Source organism: Streptomyces sp. Z26, from assembly GCF_003665095.1.
Classification (GTDB): domain Bacteria; phylum Actinomycetota; class Actinomycetes; order Streptomycetales; family Streptomycetaceae; genus Streptomyces; species Streptomyces phytohabitans.
In genome coordinates this window covers 758,341-773,451 of record NZ_RCHV01000002.1, presented here as the reverse complement: position 1 = coordinate 773,451, position 15,111 = coordinate 758,341, and the positions used below count along the sequence as shown (strand labels likewise).

The 15,111-nt window shown below is 71.5% G+C and carries 17 protein-coding genes and 1 pseudogene; 12 read left to right on the top strand and 6 right to left on the bottom strand.

Annotated features, from left to right (window positions below; all coding sequences use genetic code 11):
• Nucleotides 1-5 precede the first annotated feature (5 nt).
• The 7 genes from D7M15_RS03390 (at nt 6) to D7M15_RS03365 (ending at nt 5,481) form a co-directional block, all read left to right on the top strand.
• Nucleotides 6-515 carry a hypothetical protein gene (locus D7M15_RS03390; RefSeq protein ID WP_121520147.1) on the top strand — a complete coding sequence of 170 codons (510 nt, stop codon included), beginning with the start codon at nt 6-8 and terminating at the stop codon, nt 513-515.
• 56 nt (nt 516-571) lie between these two features.
• Nucleotides 572-1,081 (top strand): hypothetical protein, encoded by a 510-nt coding sequence (locus tag D7M15_RS03385; protein WP_121520146.1) that lies wholly within the window; start codon nt 572-574, stop codon nt 1,079-1,081.
• Between the two features lie 23 nt (nt 1,082-1,104).
• Nucleotides 1,105-1,278 carry a hypothetical protein gene (locus D7M15_RS28870; protein WP_240649112.1) on the top strand — a complete coding sequence of 58 codons (174 nt, stop codon included), beginning with the start codon at nt 1,105-1,107 and terminating at the stop codon, nt 1,276-1,278.
• A gap of 9 nt (nt 1,279-1,287) precedes the next feature.
• Nucleotides 1,288-1,659: a hypothetical protein gene (locus D7M15_RS03380; protein ID WP_240649111.1), complete on the top strand. Its 372-nt coding sequence runs from the start codon at nt 1,288-1,290 to the stop codon at nt 1,657-1,659.
• Between the two features lie 139 nt (nt 1,660-1,798).
• Nucleotides 1,799-2,581 (top strand): hypothetical protein, encoded by a 783-nt coding sequence (locus D7M15_RS28155; protein WP_127201709.1) that lies wholly within the window; start codon nt 1,799-1,801, stop codon nt 2,579-2,581.
• A 287-nt stretch (nt 2,582-2,868) separates the two neighbouring features.
• Nucleotides 2,869-4,287: an aldehyde dehydrogenase family protein gene (locus D7M15_RS03370; protein WP_121516115.1), complete on the top strand. Its 1,419-nt coding sequence runs from the start codon at nt 2,869-2,871 to the stop codon at nt 4,285-4,287.
• Nucleotides 4,288-4,389: 102 nt separating this feature from the next.
• Nucleotides 4,390-5,481 (top strand): zinc-binding dehydrogenase, encoded by a 1,092-nt coding sequence (locus D7M15_RS03365; protein WP_121516114.1) that lies wholly within the window; start codon nt 4,390-4,392, stop codon nt 5,479-5,481.
• 31 nt (nt 5,482-5,512) lie between these two features.
• On the opposite strand, the gene D7M15_RS03360 is transcribed toward D7M15_RS03365, so the two are convergent.
• Entirely contained in the window at nt 5,513-6,190 is a 678-nt protein-coding gene (locus D7M15_RS03360) for a TetR/AcrR family transcriptional regulator C-terminal domain-containing protein (protein WP_121516113.1), read from the bottom strand.
• 364 nt (nt 6,191-6,554) lie between these two features.
• On the opposite strand from D7M15_RS03360, the gene D7M15_RS03355 reads away from it, so the two are divergent.
• Nucleotides 6,555-7,190, top strand: coding sequence for a TetR/AcrR family transcriptional regulator (locus D7M15_RS03355; RefSeq protein ID WP_240649110.1), 636 nt, complete (start codon nt 6,555-6,557; stop codon nt 7,188-7,190).
• Between the two features lie 33 nt (nt 7,191-7,223).
• On the opposite strand, the gene D7M15_RS03350 is transcribed toward D7M15_RS03355, so the two are convergent.
• The gene (locus D7M15_RS03350) at nt 7,224-7,685 is read right to left on the bottom strand and encodes a MaoC family dehydratase (protein ID WP_121516112.1); all 462 of its coding nucleotides are present in this window, start codon (nt 7,683-7,685) and stop codon (nt 7,224-7,226) included.
• A 274-nt stretch (nt 7,686-7,959) separates the two neighbouring features.
• Nucleotides 7,960-8,379, bottom strand: a pseudogene (locus tag D7M15_RS03345) (hypothetical protein); the annotation flags it as partial.
• A 333-nt stretch (nt 8,380-8,712) separates the two neighbouring features.
• On the opposite strand from D7M15_RS03345, the gene D7M15_RS03340 reads away from it, so the two are divergent.
• From D7M15_RS03340 to D7M15_RS03325, 4 genes are all read left to right on the top strand, one after another.
• Complete coding sequence (locus D7M15_RS03340; RefSeq protein ID WP_121520144.1) at nt 8,713-9,513, top strand: SDR family oxidoreductase; 801 nt, start codon at nt 8,713-8,715, stop codon at nt 9,511-9,513.
• Between the two features lie 92 nt (nt 9,514-9,605).
• Entirely contained in the window at nt 9,606-10,151 is a 546-nt protein-coding gene (locus D7M15_RS03335) for a TetR/AcrR family transcriptional regulator (RefSeq protein WP_121520143.1), read from the top strand.
• Between the two features lie 88 nt (nt 10,152-10,239).
• Nucleotides 10,240-11,238: an NADPH:quinone oxidoreductase family protein gene (locus D7M15_RS03330; protein WP_121516111.1), complete on the top strand. Its 999-nt coding sequence runs from the start codon at nt 10,240-10,242 to the stop codon at nt 11,236-11,238.
• A 125-nt stretch (nt 11,239-11,363) separates the two neighbouring features.
• Complete coding sequence (locus D7M15_RS03325; protein WP_121516110.1) at nt 11,364-12,107, top strand: hypothetical protein; 744 nt, start codon at nt 11,364-11,366, stop codon at nt 12,105-12,107.
• A 133-nt stretch (nt 12,108-12,240) separates the two neighbouring features.
• Here D7M15_RS03325 and D7M15_RS03320 read toward each other — a convergent pair whose 3' ends face one another.
• From D7M15_RS03320 to D7M15_RS03310, 3 genes are read right to left on the bottom strand one after another with little or no spacing between them, the layout of a single operon-like run.
• Complete coding sequence (locus tag D7M15_RS03320; protein WP_121516109.1) at nt 12,241-13,542, bottom strand: PP2C family protein-serine/threonine phosphatase; 1,302 nt, start codon at nt 13,540-13,542, stop codon at nt 12,241-12,243.
• Nucleotides 13,539-14,690 (bottom strand): SpoIIE family protein phosphatase, encoded by a 1,152-nt coding sequence (locus tag D7M15_RS03315; protein ID WP_240649109.1) that lies wholly within the window; start codon nt 14,688-14,690, stop codon nt 13,539-13,541. Before D7M15_RS03315 ends, D7M15_RS03320 begins: the two co-directional genes overlap by 4 nt.
• Complete coding sequence (locus D7M15_RS03310; protein WP_206337450.1) at nt 14,687-15,100, bottom strand: ATP-binding protein; 414 nt, start codon at nt 15,098-15,100, stop codon at nt 14,687-14,689. The genes D7M15_RS03315 and D7M15_RS03310 overlap by 4 nt, the downstream gene beginning before the upstream one ends.
• Nucleotides 15,101-15,111: the final 11 nt, after the last annotated feature.

Here is a 15,111-nt window from a genome sequence, read left to right as displayed (position 1 = left end):
TCGCTATGGACATTATGTTGGACCCCCCGAACGGCATCACTGGCTTCCCTACGGGTATGCCTGCAGAAGAAGTCAAGGCTGCCGCGGCGGGATTGGGTCATGTCAAGGTGAAGGACGATGGATCTGCTGTCCGCTTCCGGTCGATGAAAGTCACCGCGTTGCATCCGCAGTTCGAGATTGTGTTTTCCTTGAACGACGGGAAGACGCTGACTTCTTCGGAGGTGTGGATTCCGCGTCCTGGGCCTGAAGAGATTACTGTCCGGTTTCGTGGAATCGACGTTTTTCGTACGCCCGCGCTGGATTTGGTAGCTCAGTTGGAGCGTATGGACCTAACCATTCTACATACGGAGCGCAGTAGTTGGATGGTGCCTCATTTGAGTCTCGGTCTGTGGCGTAATGCGGGACACGAGGTACCTCTCGACAACGATGGTGAGCCGTTGTACTTTCAGGCCGCTTTGGTCGGCCCGACTGACTACTATGACTCGCTGCTCAACGACGACTATCCGTCTATCTGAAACCCCGGCAGTGCGTGAGTCCGGAAGTTTGGGCCCTACAGTCTAGAATGACGGCTATGGACATCGTGTTGGACCCTCCCCATGGCATCACCGGCTTCCCCACCGGCATGCCCGCATCGGAAGTCAAGGCCGCCGCAGCGGAGTTGGGTCGAGTCGAGGTGCAGGACGAGGGCTCCGACGCACACTTTCACCCAATGAAAGTGCTAGTCCTGCATGAGCAGTTCGAGATTGTCTTCACCTTTCACGACGGGAATACCCTTACCTCTGCGGAGTTCTGGATTCCTCGGTCGGGGGATGAGGAGATCACGGTTCGCTTCCGTGGTATTGATGTTTTTCGTACGCCTGCTCTGCGGCTTGTGGAGCAGTTGCGGGGTTTGGGTTTGGGTGTGATTCACCGTGAGGTGAGTTCGTGGATCATTCCTGGTCTCAGTCTCGGCCTGTGGCGTGAGGCGGGACACGAGGTGCCTCTTGATGTTGATGGTGAGCCCTTGTACTTCCAAGCCGTTCTCGTCGGCCCCGTCAACTATTACGACAACCTTCGTCCTCGTGAACCCCTGCCCGGCTGAACCACAAGGCTTTCAATCGTACTGTGCAGCTAGCAGCTGATAACCTCGTATTGCGCAAGGTTAGTGTGATGGATATCGTGTTGGATCCCCCGGACGGCATCACCGGCTTCCCGACGGGTATGCCGGCTGATGAAGTCAAGGCTGCTGCGGCGGAGTTGGGCCAAGTCAAGGTGAAGGACGAAGGCTCCGACGCGTAATTTCATCCGATGAAGGTGACTGCTCTGCATGCACAGTTCGAGATTGTGTTCTCGCTGGATGATGGAAAGACGCTGACTTCTTCGGAGGTGTGGATTCCACGTCCTGGGCCTGAAGAGATCACCGTTCGGTTTCGTGGTGTCGACGTTTTCCGTACGCCCGCGTTGGAGTTGGTGGCTGAGCTGGAGCGTATGGATCTCACTCTTCTGCACACGGAGCGCAGTAGTTGGATGGTTCCTCATTTGAGTCTCGGCCTCACGCGTGAGGCGGGACACGAGGTGTCCCTGGGCACGGATGGTGAGCCCTTGTACTTCCAAGCCGTCCTGGTGGGTCCGACTGACTACTACGATCCGCTGCTCAACGACGAGTACCCTACTCTCTGAGTTTCTGACAGTTCTCTCAGGGTAAGCGTGTGCCGGGATCGATATATTTCGGATATCACCGGCTTCCCGCCAGTATGCTTGTTGAGGAAGTCTAGGCCGCCGCAGCGGAGTTGGGCCGCGTTGAGGTCAAGGTAGAAACATGGCGAAGAGGCTGGAGATCGTGGAAGGCGTGCTCGTGCGAAGCGCGCGGGAAAGAATTCCGTACACTCCCAGGTACTCCGTCTCGGGACTCTTTGTGACACTGGGCCCCCACGTGGACCTGGCCAGTCATGAGCAACTTCTTTCGAGTACGTTCGGAAGCGCTGATTGGCTTTGGTCCGGCGATGACGAGTTCAGGTTCGAAAAGGCGAACAGAATTCTGACGGGTGTGAAACTCGGGACAGCTGAGGAAGGTCCGGTGGATGCACGTGGTCCTGCTGCCTGGCTGGATCTCCCTTGCATCTCAGGTGGGTTGCAGGCAGAAAGTGAAGAAGATTTCGCAGCCTGTCCCATGGCGAGCAGATGGGTGAGTGACGACGGGCGTTGGTTGATCTGTGCGGCTGGGAGAGAGTTGACGCCTACCGCTGCCTTTCTGCGGCTTCGCGTCGCGGAGTTCCTCGATTTTGTTTTCGCGGACGGCGTTCTTGTCGGGTGGATTCTTGAGAGCCCTGCACGTTTTCTCGTTCGGGAATGGGAGAGTCCTCCGGGGGTCGACTGTGACCCCGTGTTGAACGTAGGTTTGCGGGAATTTCTGTCTATTGTTGTCGAACCTGGAATCGAAGCGCTGCAAGAGGGGAATCCCCTCGTGCATTCCTCACTTGCGAGGTTGAGGGGGAGACTTGCCCGTATACCGGCGGACAGTCGACGTGACATTCTGATCGAGCGGATCGACGATCTCACCGAGGAGTGGCCTTCAAGCTCGCCAGGGTCAAAGAGAGCCTGAGTAGGTCACCGTTGAGCAGATGGGGCTCACCGTGTTGCACGGGAGCCGCAGTAGTTGGATGGTGCCTCATTTGAGTCTTGGCCTCACGCGTGAGGCGGGACATGAGGTGCCTCTCGGCGCGGACGGTGAGCCCTTGTGCTTCCAAGCCGTTCTCGTCGGGCCGACCGACTACTACGACCCGCTGCTCGACGACGACCGCCCGTCCCCCTGACGACCGCGCCGAGCGGGCGGGCGGTCGGCGGGCCCGGTGATGGACGGTGGATAACTAGCGCCGTTAGTTTGGGTCCATGCAGGCACACGACGGTATGTACATCGACGGCGCGTGGCGCCCCGCCGCGGGCACCGGGACGATCGAGGTGGTCAACCCCGCCGACGAGTCGGTGGTGGGCGCCGTACCCGCCGGGGAGGCTGCCGACGTGGACGCCGCCGTAGGCGCCGCGCGGGCCGCGCTGCCCGGCTGGGCCGGTACGGCGGCGGCCGAGCGGGCCGCCCGTATCGCCGCGTTGCGGGACGTGCTGGAGGCCCGGCAGGAGGAGATCGCGCAGACGGTCACCGCCGAACTCGGCGCCCCGATCGGCTTCTCGCGCATGGTGCACGCGGCCGTGCCCGTCCGGGTCGCGGGGAGTTACGCGCGGCTCGCGGCCGAGTTCCCCTTCGAGGAACGGGTCGGCAACTCGCGCGTCCTGCACGAGCCCGTCGGCGTGGTCGGCGCCATCACCCCCTGGAACTATCCGCTGCACCAGATCGTCGCCAAGGTCGCGCCCGCCCTGGCGGCCGGCTGCACCGTGGTGCTGAAGCCCGCCGAGAACACCCCGATCGTGGCCCAGCTGTTCGCCGAGGCCGTGCACGAAGTGGGCCTGCCCGCCGGGGTGTTCAACCTGGTGACCGGCCTGGGCCCGGTCGCGGGCGAGGCGTTGGCGGGGCACGCGGGCGTGGACCTCGTGTCGTTCACCGGGTCCACGGCCGTCGGCAGCCGCGTCGGCGCGCTCGCGGGCGGGGCGGTGAAGCGTGTCGCGCTGGAGCTGGGCGGCAAGTCCGCGAACGTGATCCTGCCGGGCGCCGACCTGACCCGCGCCGTGAAGGTCGGTGTCGCCAACGTGATGGCCAACTCCGGCCAGACGTGCAGCGCTTGGACCCGGATGCTGGTGGACGCCGAGCGGTACGACGAGGCCGTACGGATCGCCGCCGACGCCACCGCGAAGTACGTCCCCGGCGACCCGCTGAACGAGTCGGTCCGTACCGGCCCCGTGGTCAGCGCCCGGCAGCGGGACCGCGTCGCGGGCTACGTCGCGCGCGGTGAGGAGGAGGGCGCGCGGATCGTCGCGGGCGGCGCCGGGGCGCCGGAGGGGTGCGAGCGCGGCTGGTACGTGCGCCCCACCGTGTTCGCCGACGTCACCCCGGAGATGGCCATCGCGCAGGAGGAGATCTTCGGCCCCGTCCTGTCGGTGCTGCGCTACGAGGACCTGGACGACGCGGTACGGATCTCCAACGGCACCGTGTACGGCCTCGCGGGCGCCGTCTGGTCGGACGACGAGGACGCGGCGGTGGCCTTCGCGCGGCGGCTGGAGACGGGGCAGGTCGACATCAACGGGGGGCGTTTCAATCCCGAGGCGCCGTTCGGTGGTTACAAGCGCTCCGGCGTGGGACGCGAACTGGGGGCGTACGGGCTCGGAGAGTACCTCCAGACGAAGTCGCTCCAGTTCTGACGCCCCGCACCCGCCGTACCCCGCACCACCGCCCCACCCGCCGTACCCGCACTCGCACCAGCACGCACGACCCGACGAACCCCACCTGCCGAGGAGCCCCGCATGGTCCGCGCCGCCGTACTGCCCGCCGTCGGAGCCCCGTTGGAGACCGTCTCCATCGAACTGCCCGAGCCGGGGCCGGGCCAGGTGCGGGTGCGCCTGGCCGCCGCCGGCGTCTGCCACTCCGACCTGTCGCTGGCCACCGGTGTGCTGCGCCAGCCCGTTCCGGCGGTGCTCGGGCACGAGGGTTCCGGCACGGTCGTCTCCGTCGGCGGCGGCGTGACGTCGTTCGCGCCCGGGGACCGCGTGGTCCTCAACTGGGCGCCGTCCTGCGGCGAGTGCCACTTCTGCGTCGCGCTGGAGGAGCCCTGGCTGTGCCAGCGGGCGAACGCGGCGACCACCGAGCCGTACGCCCGTACGGCGTCGGGTGAGGAGCTGTACCCCGGGCTGAGCGTCGCCGCGTTCGCGGAGGAGACCGTCGTCCCCGTGAACGCCGTACTGCCCGCGCCCGACGGCGTGCCCCTCACCGACGCCGCACTCCTCGGCTGCGCGGCCCTCACCGGCTACGGCGCCGTGCACCACAGCGCGCGGGTACGGGCGGGGGAGGCGGTGGCGGTATTCGGCGTCGGCGGGGTCGGCCTGGCCACCCTCCAGGCCGCGCGGATCGCCGGGGCGGAACGGATCGTCGCGGTGGACGTGGCGGCGGGCAAGCAGCCGCTGGCCGTCGAGGCCGGGGCGACGGACTTCGTCCTGGCCTCCGACACCACGGCCAAGGAGATCCGCGCGCTGACCGGTGGCGTCGGCGTGGACGTCGCCATCGAGTGCGTGGGGCGCGGCGCGGCGATCCGTACGGCGTGGAACTCGACGCGGCGCGGCGGCCGTACGACCGTGGTGGGCATCGGCGGCAAGGACGACACCGTCTCCTTCTCCGCGCTGGAGGTCTTCCACTTCGCCCGCACCCTGACCGGCTGCGTCTTCGGGAACTGCGTGCCGTCGCGCGATCTGCCGGTGCTGGCCGAGCACGTACGGGAAGGGCGGCTGGACCTGTCCGCGCTGGTCACGGAGCGGATCGGGCTGGACGGCATCCCGGCGGCGTTCGAGGCGATGACGGAGGGGCGGGGCGGGCGCGCGCTGGTGGTCTTCGAGGAGGACTGAGGTCGCGGCGGGGTGCGCGGCCCCGCCACCCTCAGTCGTCGCGCGGTTGCGCGAGACCGGCCAGCAGCGCCCGTAGGCCGGTCTCGAACGCGCCGTCGTCGACCCGCTGTTGGTACTCCGCGAGCAGGTGCGCCTCGTCCAGGTGCGGGTAGTCCCGCGCGTACAGCTCCGCGTCGTCCACGAAGCCGCGCGCGAACGAGCCGAGCGCCGAGCCCGCCACGAAGTACCGCATCGTGGCCCCGATGTGGGTCGCCTGCGCCCGTGACCAGCCCGCGGCGGTGAGCGCGCCGAACACCGCGTCGGCCATGCGGAGTTGGCTCGGTCGGCGGCCGGGGCCACGGGCGAGGTACGGCACGATGTGGGGGTGCGCGGCGAGTGCCGCACGGTACGAGCGCGCCCAGCGGGCGAGGGCGTCCTGCCAGTCCGCTGCCCCCGGCCCGTCCGTGCTCCCAGCCCGCTCCGCGCCTTCCGTGTACGGCTCGAACATCGACAGGTCGACATCGGCGCAGACCGCGTCTGCGACCGCGTCCAGGATGTCGTCCTTGGTGCGGAAGTGGTTGTACAACGACGGGCCGCGCACGCCCAGTTCGGCCGCCAGGCGCCGGGTGGTGACCGCCTGGAGCCCCTCGTCGTCGACCAGTGCGAGCGCGCACGCGACGATGCGGGCGCGGCTGAGCAGCGGCTTGCGGGGACGGGCCATGTGCCACATGGTGGCACTCCGGCGCGCGTACGGTCCGACCCGCCCGTCCCCTGCTCGTACGCCCCGCTCGTACGGCTCGTGCGGTGTGCCCGTCCCGCCCGTACGGCGTGCCCGTGCGACCGTGCGCCCCGGCGTGGGCCGCGGTGCGCCCCCGGTGCGGACGGCCGGACCTAAGCGCGTGCTCAGTCGCCGTTGTATGGTGTTCGCCCGGCCCGGGGCTGTGCTGCGGGAAGAGGTCGGCGGAAGCGGGGCGAGCGACATGGCGGATGCGGTGGACGGTACGGCCGGTGTCCCGGGCGCGGCCGGTGCGTGCGGCGCGGCAGGTGTCTCCGACGAGCCACCCGTCGAAGGGCCGACCGCTGGAACGGCAACCGTGGAAGGGGCGACCGCCGAGGCCGACTCCGCGGAAGGGTCGTTCACGGACGAGTCGTTCGCGGACGTCACCCCGGACGCCGCGCGGCGGCTGCTGCTCGGCGCGGTCGAGGCGTTCGCGGAGCGCGGCTTCCACGCCACCACCACCCGCGACATCGCGGGCCGCGCGGGGATGAGCCCGGCCGCGCTCTACATCCACTACCGCACGAAGGAGGAGCTCCTCTTCCAGATCAGCCGGGTGGGGCACGAGCGCTCCGTGCGCATCCTCACCGAGGCGGCCGCGACCGGCGGCACCCCCGCCGAACGGCTCGACGCGGCGGTGCGTACGTTCGTCCGCTGGCACGCCGCGTACCACACCACGGCGCGCGTGGTGCAGTACGAGCTGGCGGCGCTGGGGGAGGAGCACTACGGCGAGATCGTCGTGATGCGCCGACGTACGGAGGAGATCCTGCGGACGGTCCTGTCCGAGGGCGTCGCGGCGGGCGAGTTCGCCGTCGAGGACATCAACGGGACGGCGCTCGCGGTGCTTTCGCTCTGCATCGACGTGGCGCGCTGGTACCGGACGGGCGGCCCGCGTACGCCGGACGAGATCGGCGCGCTGTACGCGGGGCTCGTCCGGCGCATGGTCAGCGCGTGACGCCGACCGGCGTACGCGGTGCCCCTGCGGGATCTACCAGAAGTAGCGGCTGACGCTCTCGGCGACGCACACCGGCTTCGCGCCGCCCTCGCGCTCCACCGTGACCTTCGCCGTCACCTGCACGCCGTCCGGGACGTCACTGATGTCCACCAGCTCGACGTGCCCGCGCAGCCGGGAGCCCACGGGGACGGTGGCGGGGAAACGCACCTTGTTCACGCCGTAGTTGATGCCCATGCGGATGCCGTCGACGCGCAGTACCTGCGGTACGAGCGCGGGCAGCAGCGCGAGGGTGAGATAGCCGTGCGCGATGGTCGTGCCGAACGGGCCCGCCGCGGCGCGTTCCGGGTCCACGTGGATCCACTGGTGGTCACCGGTCGCCTCGGCGAACAGGTCGATCCGCTTCTGGTCGATCTCCATCCACTCGCTGCTGCCGAGCTGTTCGCCGACTGCGGCTCGCAGCTCGTCGGGCGAGGTGAAAATCCGCGGCTCCGCCATCCGTACAACCTCCCACGCACTCCGGTCACATGCGCCTCTAAGCGCTTGCTCAGCATGCGGGGAGCCGTACGCGGTGTCAACGGCGGGGTCGGGCGCCCGGCCCGCGGGGGGACGTACGGTGTGGTGCACCGCGGGTCCGGGTGTGCGGGCCGGTGTCGGGGAGCGCGGCGCAGTGCCGGGACCAACCGGGGCGCGGGAGTCGTGCGCCTCAGCCGGGTGAGCCCACCATCCGCCGGTAGCGCAGTTGTGTGCGGTAGTCCGGCCGCGCGGAGGTCTCCATGGCGGTGATCAACCGCCGCAGGACGACCGCGAGCCGGGTCTCCGGCGGTGCGGTCGGATCGTCGCAGGGGAGCAGGGAACGCCCGCCCCAGACCAGTCGGTGCCAGCCGTCCAGTGCGGTCGGCTGTCTGATGCCGTCGTGCTTCTCCCGTCTGCGCCGCTCCGCGACCTCCGTCTCGTACGCCAGCCAGACGGAACGCGCCTCCTCCAGCTCCTCCAGCGCGACCACCAGCAGTCGCGGGTCCGGCTCCCGCTGGTCGGGCGGGAAGCCCGCTCTGGTGCAGAGGTGGTGCCAGGTCGCGCGGTGTCCGTACGGCGCGAATCTCTCCAGGCACTTGCGCAGCGCCTGCCGCCTCTGTGAAGGCGTTCTCTCCTGGTCACGCACCTGCTCGGCGAGTGCTCTGAAACCGGCCAATCATCCCACCTCCGACGGAGTGGCTCCGGGACCCGTCCGGGGGTGTGACGTACGCCGGACGGGATCGGCTCCCTCCTGGGGGTCCTTTTCTCGCTGCTTCCTGACGGGGCTGTCACGGGTCGCCACGTCCTCGGTCGCGACCTCGCGGCGTTCGCCTACCCCGCATTCCGTGAACGAGGCAGGCCCGCGCCCCGTTCCCGAGGATCGGCTCCCTTTCGCCGTGACATACCGACCGGTTAGTCTGCGAGCCGAACGGACCGGGTGGCACGGCGCCGGCGACACGTCGGTGCCCGGCAGGGCGACCCGGGCTACTGGGAGGGACGGCGTACGGACGTGGAGACCCTGAGGGAAGCAGGCGTGGTCGTCACCGGCGCGGGCGGCGGGATCGGGGCGGCGCTGGCCCGCCGGTTCGCGGCCGAGGGCGCCCGGGTCGTCGTCAACGACCTGGACGCGGCGAAGGCCGCGGCCGTCGCCGCCGAGATCGGCGGCACCGCCGTCCCCGGCGACGCCTCCGGCGTGGTGGGCCCGGCACGGGAGGCGCTCGGCGGCCGGATCGACGTGTTCTGCGCCAACGCGGGCGTCGCCTCCGAGGGCGGCCCCGAGGCACCGGACGACGTGTGGGACACCTCCTGGGACGTCAACGTGAAGGCGCACGTACGGGCCGCGCGCGAGCTGGTCCCCGGCTGGCTGGAGGACGGCCGGGGCGGCCGCTTCGTCTCGACGGTCTCCGCCGCCGGGCTGCTCACCATGGTCGGCTCCGCGCCGTACAGCGTGACGAAGCACGCCGCGTACGCCTTCGCCGAGTGGCTGTCGGTCACCTACCGGCACCGGGGCATAGCCGTGCACGCGGTCTGTCCGCAGGGCGTGCGTACGGACATGCTGCGTGCCACCGGGGCGACCGGCGAGCTGGTGCTCCTGCCGAACGCGATCGAGCCGGACGACGTGGCGGACGCGGTCTTCGCGGCCATGGCGGAGGACCGGTTCCTGGTGCTGCCGCACCCGGAGACCGCCGACCAGTACGTGGTGCGGGCCGCCGAGCCCGACCGCTGGCTGGGCGGGATGAACAAGCTCCAGCAGAAGCTGGAGGAGACGCTGCGCGCCGAGCCGGAACGGGACCCGGAGGTGGCCCGGTGACGGCGGGCGAACGGCCGCCCGCGGGCGCGGCGGTGGACGGTGCGCCGGAAGGCGCCGCGGACGGCGGGCGGTTGCCCGTGCCGCAGCGCCTGATGGCCACCGCCACCCGGCTGTTCGCCGAACGGGGCTACGACCGTACGTCCGTGCAGGAGATCGTCGAGGCGTCGGGCGTCACCAAGGGCGCGCTGTACCACTACTTCGGTTCCAAGGACGACCTGCTGCACGAGATCTATGGGCGGCTGCTGCGGCTCCAGCAGGAGCGGCTGGACACGTTCGCGGGCGCCGACGAGCCCGTCGAACGGCGGCTGCGGGAGGCGGCGGCGGACGTCGTGGTCACCACCATCGACAACCTCGACGACGCGATGATCTTCTTCCGGTCGATGCACCAGCTGGCGCCGGAGAAGCAGCAGCAGGTGCGTACGGAGCGCCGCCGCTACCACGAGCGGTTCCGCGCGCTCGTCGAGGAGGGCCAGCGGGACGGGGTGTTCAGCACCGCGACCCCGGCCGACCTGGTCGTGGACTACCACTTCGGTTCCGTCCACCACCTGGTCAGCTGGTACCGCCCCGACGGACCGCTGGCGCCGCAGGAGGTCGCGGACCACCTCGCGGACCTGCTGCTGCGGGCGCTGCGGCCCTGACCGCCGGCCGGCCGGGCGTCCCAGGGGCGCCCGTACCGACCGGGACCGTACGAGAACGAACGACCCACCGAGGGCGGAGGCACCACCAGTGAAGGCATGGCGTGTCCATACGAACGGCGAACCGCGCGACGTGATGCGGTTGGAGGACGTCCCGGAGCCGGAGCCCGGCCCCGGCGAACTGCTCGTGCGCGTCCGCGCCGCCAACGTGAACTTCCCCGACGCCCTCCTCTGCCGCGGCGAGTACCAGGTGCGCCCGCCCCTCCCGTTCACCCCCGGCGTGGAGGTCTGCGCCGAGGTGCTGGCCGCGGGCGAGGGCGCCGAGGCGACGCCGGGCGCGCGGGTGATCGCGCAGCCCGTGCTGCCGTCCGGCGGTCTCGCCGAACGCACCGTGGTGGGCGCGGCCGGTGCCCGGCCCGCCCCGGAGGCGCTGGACGACGCGGAGGCCGCCGCGCTCCACATCGGCTACCAGACCGGCTGGTTCGGCCTGCACCGGCGGGCCGGGCTCCGGTCCGGCGAGACGCTGCTCGTGCACGCGGCGGCGGGCGGTGTCGGCAGCGCGGCCGTGCAGCTCGGCAAGGCGGCGGGCGCCCGCGTGATCGGTGTCGTCGGCGGCGAGGCGAAGGCGGAGACGGCGCGCGCGCTCGGCTGCGACGTGGTCGTGGACCGCCGTACGGACGACCTGGTGGCCGCCGTGAAGGAGGCCACGGGCGGCCGGGGCGCGGACGTGGTGTACGACCCGGTGGGCGGCGACGCGTACGCGAAGTCCGTGAAGTGCGTGGCCTTCGAGGGCCGGATCATGGTCGTCGGCTTCGCCAGCGGCGCCGTGCCGACCCCGGGCCTCAACCACGCGCTGATCAAGAACTACTCGATCGTGGGCCTGCACTGGGGTCTCTACAACCAGCGGGACCCGGCCGCCGTCGCCGCCTGCCACGACGAGCTGGTGAAGCTCGCGCAGGAGGGCGCGATCCGCCCGCTGGTCAGCGAGCGGGTGCCGCTCGACGCGGGCGCCGACGCCGTGCAGCGGGTGTTCGACGGGGTGACCACGGGACGGGTGGTCGTCGAGCCGGGACTCGCGTCCGGGGCGTGACCGACGGGTCCGTGCGGGCGCGGTGCGCCGTGTCCGCGCGGGCCGGTCCCGCCGGAACTGACGACCCGTCATACGGAGCGCCCCGATCGGTTCGTCCGATGATCCAGGCGCTAATCTCGCTGCGCATGACCGAACCCCAGATCCACGAACGGCCCGTCGGGGGTGAGCCCGCGAGAACGCCCGTTCCACGGGTTCTGCCGTACGCCGCTGGCTTCACCGCGGCCCTGCTCGTCGCCGACCTCGGCACGCGCGGGTACAACCACTTCCACGCCATCCCCGCCATCCGTACGTTCGTCAACGTCGACGTCGAGGGAAACCTGCCCACCTGGTGGAACAGCGCGCTGCTGCTCGCCGTCGCGGGCATGGCGCTGGTCGCCGCGCTCCTCAGCGGGCGCGACGCGCGCCCCGGCCGCCTCTCCTGGCTCGGCCTGGCCGCCGCCACCGCCGTGCTCAGCATCGACGAGTCCAGCGAACTCCACGAACGCCTCGGCGAGGTCGGCAAGTCGTGGAAGAGCTGGGCCGGTGTGTCGCTGCCGACCCACGCCTGGGTGCTGCCCGGCGCGCTCCTCGCGGTGGCGGGCACGGTGTGCGCGGTGCTGTGGGCCCGCGACCTCCCGCGCGATCTGCGGCGGGGTCTGCTCGGGGCGCTCGCGGTGTTCCTCGGCGGGGCGCTGGGCGTCGAGACGTTCAACGGCTGGGCGCTCGAACACGGCTACAGCACCGTGCTGATGCTGGGCACGCTGGTGGAGGAGGGGCTGGAGATGAGCGGCTGCCTCGTCGCGCTGGCCGTCCTCGGCCGGTACGTGCTGCTGGAGCACGACGCGGAGACCGGCCGCACCGTGGTACGGCTGCGGGACGACGACGCGTGACCCGCGCGGGCGGGCCCACGACGGCCCGCCCCGCCCCACCCCGTCACGTACCGCACCCGTCGTCACGTACCGCACCCGTCACCGGCCCGCCGCGTACCGCACCGCCCGGTCCTGCCCGGCGTCGTCCCGGTCGCTACGGCGTGCCCGCGTCGAGCCGTACCGCCAGCGCCAGCGTGTCGTCGTGGTGCAGGACCTCCGTGTGCATCAACTCGGCCAGCCTGCCCGGCAGTTCGGCCGTCGGACGGCCGCGCTCCCGCCGGGCCGCCTCGTGCAGCCGCCGCTCGCCCTCCAACGGGTCGCGGTGGCTCTCGGTGAGCCCGTCGGTGTAGGCGACCAGCAGGTCGCCGGGGTCGAGCCGGGTGCTGACGACCTTCTCGCTGCCGGGGTACGGGAAGCCGATGCCGCGTCCGGGTGCCTCCAGGTACGCGGCGTCGCCGTCCCGGCGGACGACGAGCACGGGCGGGTGGCTGCCGTTGGCGAGCCGCACGTCGCCCGTGGCCGGGTCCAGCCGTACCAGCAGGACGGTCGCCATCAGGTCGGGGTCGATGCCGTTCAGGATCTCGTCGGCGCGCCGCACGATGTCCTCCGGCCGGTGCCCCTCCAGCGCGAGCGTCCGTACGGCGTGCGTGACGTTCATCGCGCTGCGGGTGCTCTTCACGCCGTGGCCGAGGGCGTCCACGACGGTGATGTGCACCGTGCCGTCGGGCAGCGTGAACCAGTCGTAGAGGTCGCCGCCGGTGGGCGCGTCGGGCTCGGCGGGCGCGTAGTGCACGGCCAGCTCCAGACCCGGTACGTGCAGGGGCGGGGGACGCAGGGCGTCCTCCAGCTCCCGGAGCATCTTGCCGTGCGCGCGCCGCAGTTGCTCGTCGCGCTCCTCCAGCTGCACGTAAAGCGCGAGGACTCCGCTGTTGGTCGCCGCCAACTCGTCGTTGAGCCGCCGGTGGGCGGCCCGCAACGTGTCCAACTCCGCGAGTGTCGCGCGCAGTTCCGCCTCGGCGGGCGGCTCGTCGGGCGGTGCGTCCGTGCCTCCGACGGCGTCGTCGCCGGACACGGGGGCCGGTGACGCGGATGCCGCTGCCGCGGGGACCGTTATGCGCCAGAGCACCTCGCCGTCGTCACCGACCCGCGCGGGCAGCGGCAGTTCGGCCGCGTCCGGCACGTCCCGTACCCCCGCCGGGTCCGGCGCGTCCGCGTCGGCGCTCCCGTCCGCGTCCCCGGCGCACGGCGCCGCGAGGGTCACCTCCAGGGCCTCCGGTTCGCGCCGCGCGCGCAGTTCCACCGTGCCGCCGTCGGCCATCCGGGCGCGGGCGAGCATCGCGACGGACGTGGTGAGCCGGGCCCGCGTCCGCAGCGGCAGTTGGTGCGCGTCGGCCACCCGCCGTACGGCGTCGCGCAGTTCGGCCAGGCTGCCCGTCCGGGCGTCGTACCCGCTCATGCCGTCCCCGCCACGGTCACCACGGTGGCGTCGTCCCGCTCACGGCGGTGCCGCTGGACGAGCGCGGCCGGGAGCAGCTCCGCCGGGAGCCGCGTCAGGTACGGCGAACGGGTGCGGGTCCAGCGGGACTCGATCCCGTCGGAGAACAGGACGGCGCACTCCCCCTGGGTGAGGGCGACGTCGCGGGTGTGCATCGTCGGCAGGTTCCAGCCGACGATGCCGGGGCGCCCGTCGAACTGCCGCAGCTCCTCGCCCGACAGCACGCACAGCCGGATGTTGCCGACGCCGCAGAACTCGGCGCGCCCCGGCCCCACCCGCAGGAGGCCCACCGCCGCGCCCCTGGTGGTCCGCAGCGCCGTGTGCATCCGTTGCAGGACGGCCGCGGGCGGCTCGTCCGCGTGGTCGTGGAAGGTGCGCAGCGCCCGCTCCGTCGCCTTCGCGGCGGCCTCGCCGTGCCCGAGGCCGTCGATCACCACGGCCGTACGCAGTCCGCGTTCCGCGTCGAGGTGGAACGCGCAGCCGTCGCCGTACGCCTCCTCGCCCGGGGCGGGCAGGCACACCGCGCCCGTACCGGCGTCGGACGGACGCCCGTCCGCGGTCATCCGCGCGGCGATCACCGTGCCCTCCGGCACGTCGGAGCGGATGTGCAGGCGGGTCGCGATGCGCTTGACCGCGCCCAGACCGCTGCCGAGGGTGCCGGAGGTGGTGTACCCGTCGGTGAGGCAGCGCCGTACGTCGGCCATGCCGGGCCCGCGGTCCGCGGCGGCGATCTCCAGGCCGAGGGCGGGCGGGGGCAGCGGCTGGAGGAAGACGCTGCCGTTCGTGGCGTGCTTCTCGATGTTGCCGGCCAGCTCGCTCGCGAGGGCCGCCGCCCGGTCGGGCAGCGACCCCGTCAGGCCGTACTCCGCGCCCATCTCGCGCGCGTACGTGGCCGCGACGTGCACGGCGCTGTGGTGGTCGATGCGGACCTGCCGGGTGCGCAGCGGCGGGTGCGCGGCGTGCGGCACGCCGTACGCGCCCCCGGGGCGGCCGTCCGCGCCGGGGCCCGCGTCGTGCCCCGTACGAGGCCCCGGGCCCGTACCGGACCCCGGCCCCGTACCCGACGCCCGGTCCGCCCCTCCGCTCGCGCCGTCCCACGCCCCGCTCAACGGTCGGTCCAGCGCACGGCGGTCACCATCGTGCCCTTCCCGGGCACGCTGTGGACCTCGAAGGTGTGCATCAGGCGCCGCGCGCCGCCCAGCCCGTGCCCGAGCCCGCTGCCCGTGGTGAAGCCGTCCACGATGGCCTGCCGCGCGTCCTCGATGCCCGGCCCCTCGTCGGTGACGACCAGCCGGATGCCCACGCCCCGCGCCTGGCGCAGCGGGTCGATGAAGAGCGTGCCGCCGCCGCCGTGCACGTAGGCGTTGCGGACCAGTTCGCTGGCGGCCGTCACCACGCGCGTCTGGTCGACCAGGCTGAAGCCCAGCTCCTCGGTGGCGTCGCGCACCGCGTGCCGTACGGTCAGCAGGTCCGCCTCCGTGCGTACGGGGTAGCTGCGGGCCGCCTCCGACGTCTCCAGGGCCCACCCGG

Bases quoted from the DNA above. Each gene is read 5' to 3' on its own strand.
- D7M15_RS03390 (WP_121520147.1), top strand. From the start codon at position 6: ATGGACATTATGTTGGACCCCCCGAACGGCATCACTGGCTTCCCTACG.
- D7M15_RS03385 (WP_121520146.1), top strand. From the start codon at position 572: ATGGACATCGTGTTGGACCCTCCCCATGGCATCACCGGCTTCCCCACC.
- D7M15_RS03380 (WP_240649111.1), top strand. From the start codon at position 1,288: ATGAAGGTGACTGCTCTGCATGCACAGTTCGAGATTGTGTTCTCGCTG.
- D7M15_RS28155 (WP_127201709.1), top strand. From the start codon at position 1,799: ATGGCGAAGAGGCTGGAGATCGTGGAAGGCGTGCTCGTGCGAAGCGCG.
- D7M15_RS03370 (WP_121516115.1), top strand. From the start codon at position 2,869: ATGCAGGCACACGACGGTATGTACATCGACGGCGCGTGGCGCCCCGCC.
- D7M15_RS03365 (WP_121516114.1), top strand. From the start codon at position 4,390: ATGGTCCGCGCCGCCGTACTGCCCGCCGTCGGAGCCCCGTTGGAGACC.
- D7M15_RS03360 (WP_121516113.1), bottom strand. From the start codon at position 6,190: ATGTGGCACATGGCCCGTCCCCGCAAGCCGCTGCTCAGCCGCGCCCGC.
- D7M15_RS03350 (WP_121516112.1), bottom strand. From the start codon at position 7,685: ATGGCGGAGCCGCGGATTTTCACCTCGCCCGACGAGCTGCGAGCCGCA.
- D7M15_RS03335 (WP_121520143.1), top strand. From the start codon at position 9,606: ATGGCCACCGCCACCCGGCTGTTCGCCGAACGGGGCTACGACCGTACG.
- D7M15_RS03325 (WP_121516110.1), top strand. From the start codon at position 11,364: ATGACCGAACCCCAGATCCACGAACGGCCCGTCGGGGGTGAGCCCGCG.
- D7M15_RS03320 (WP_121516109.1), bottom strand. From the start codon at position 13,542: ATGAGCGGGTACGACGCCCGGACGGGCAGCCTGGCCGAACTGCGCGAC.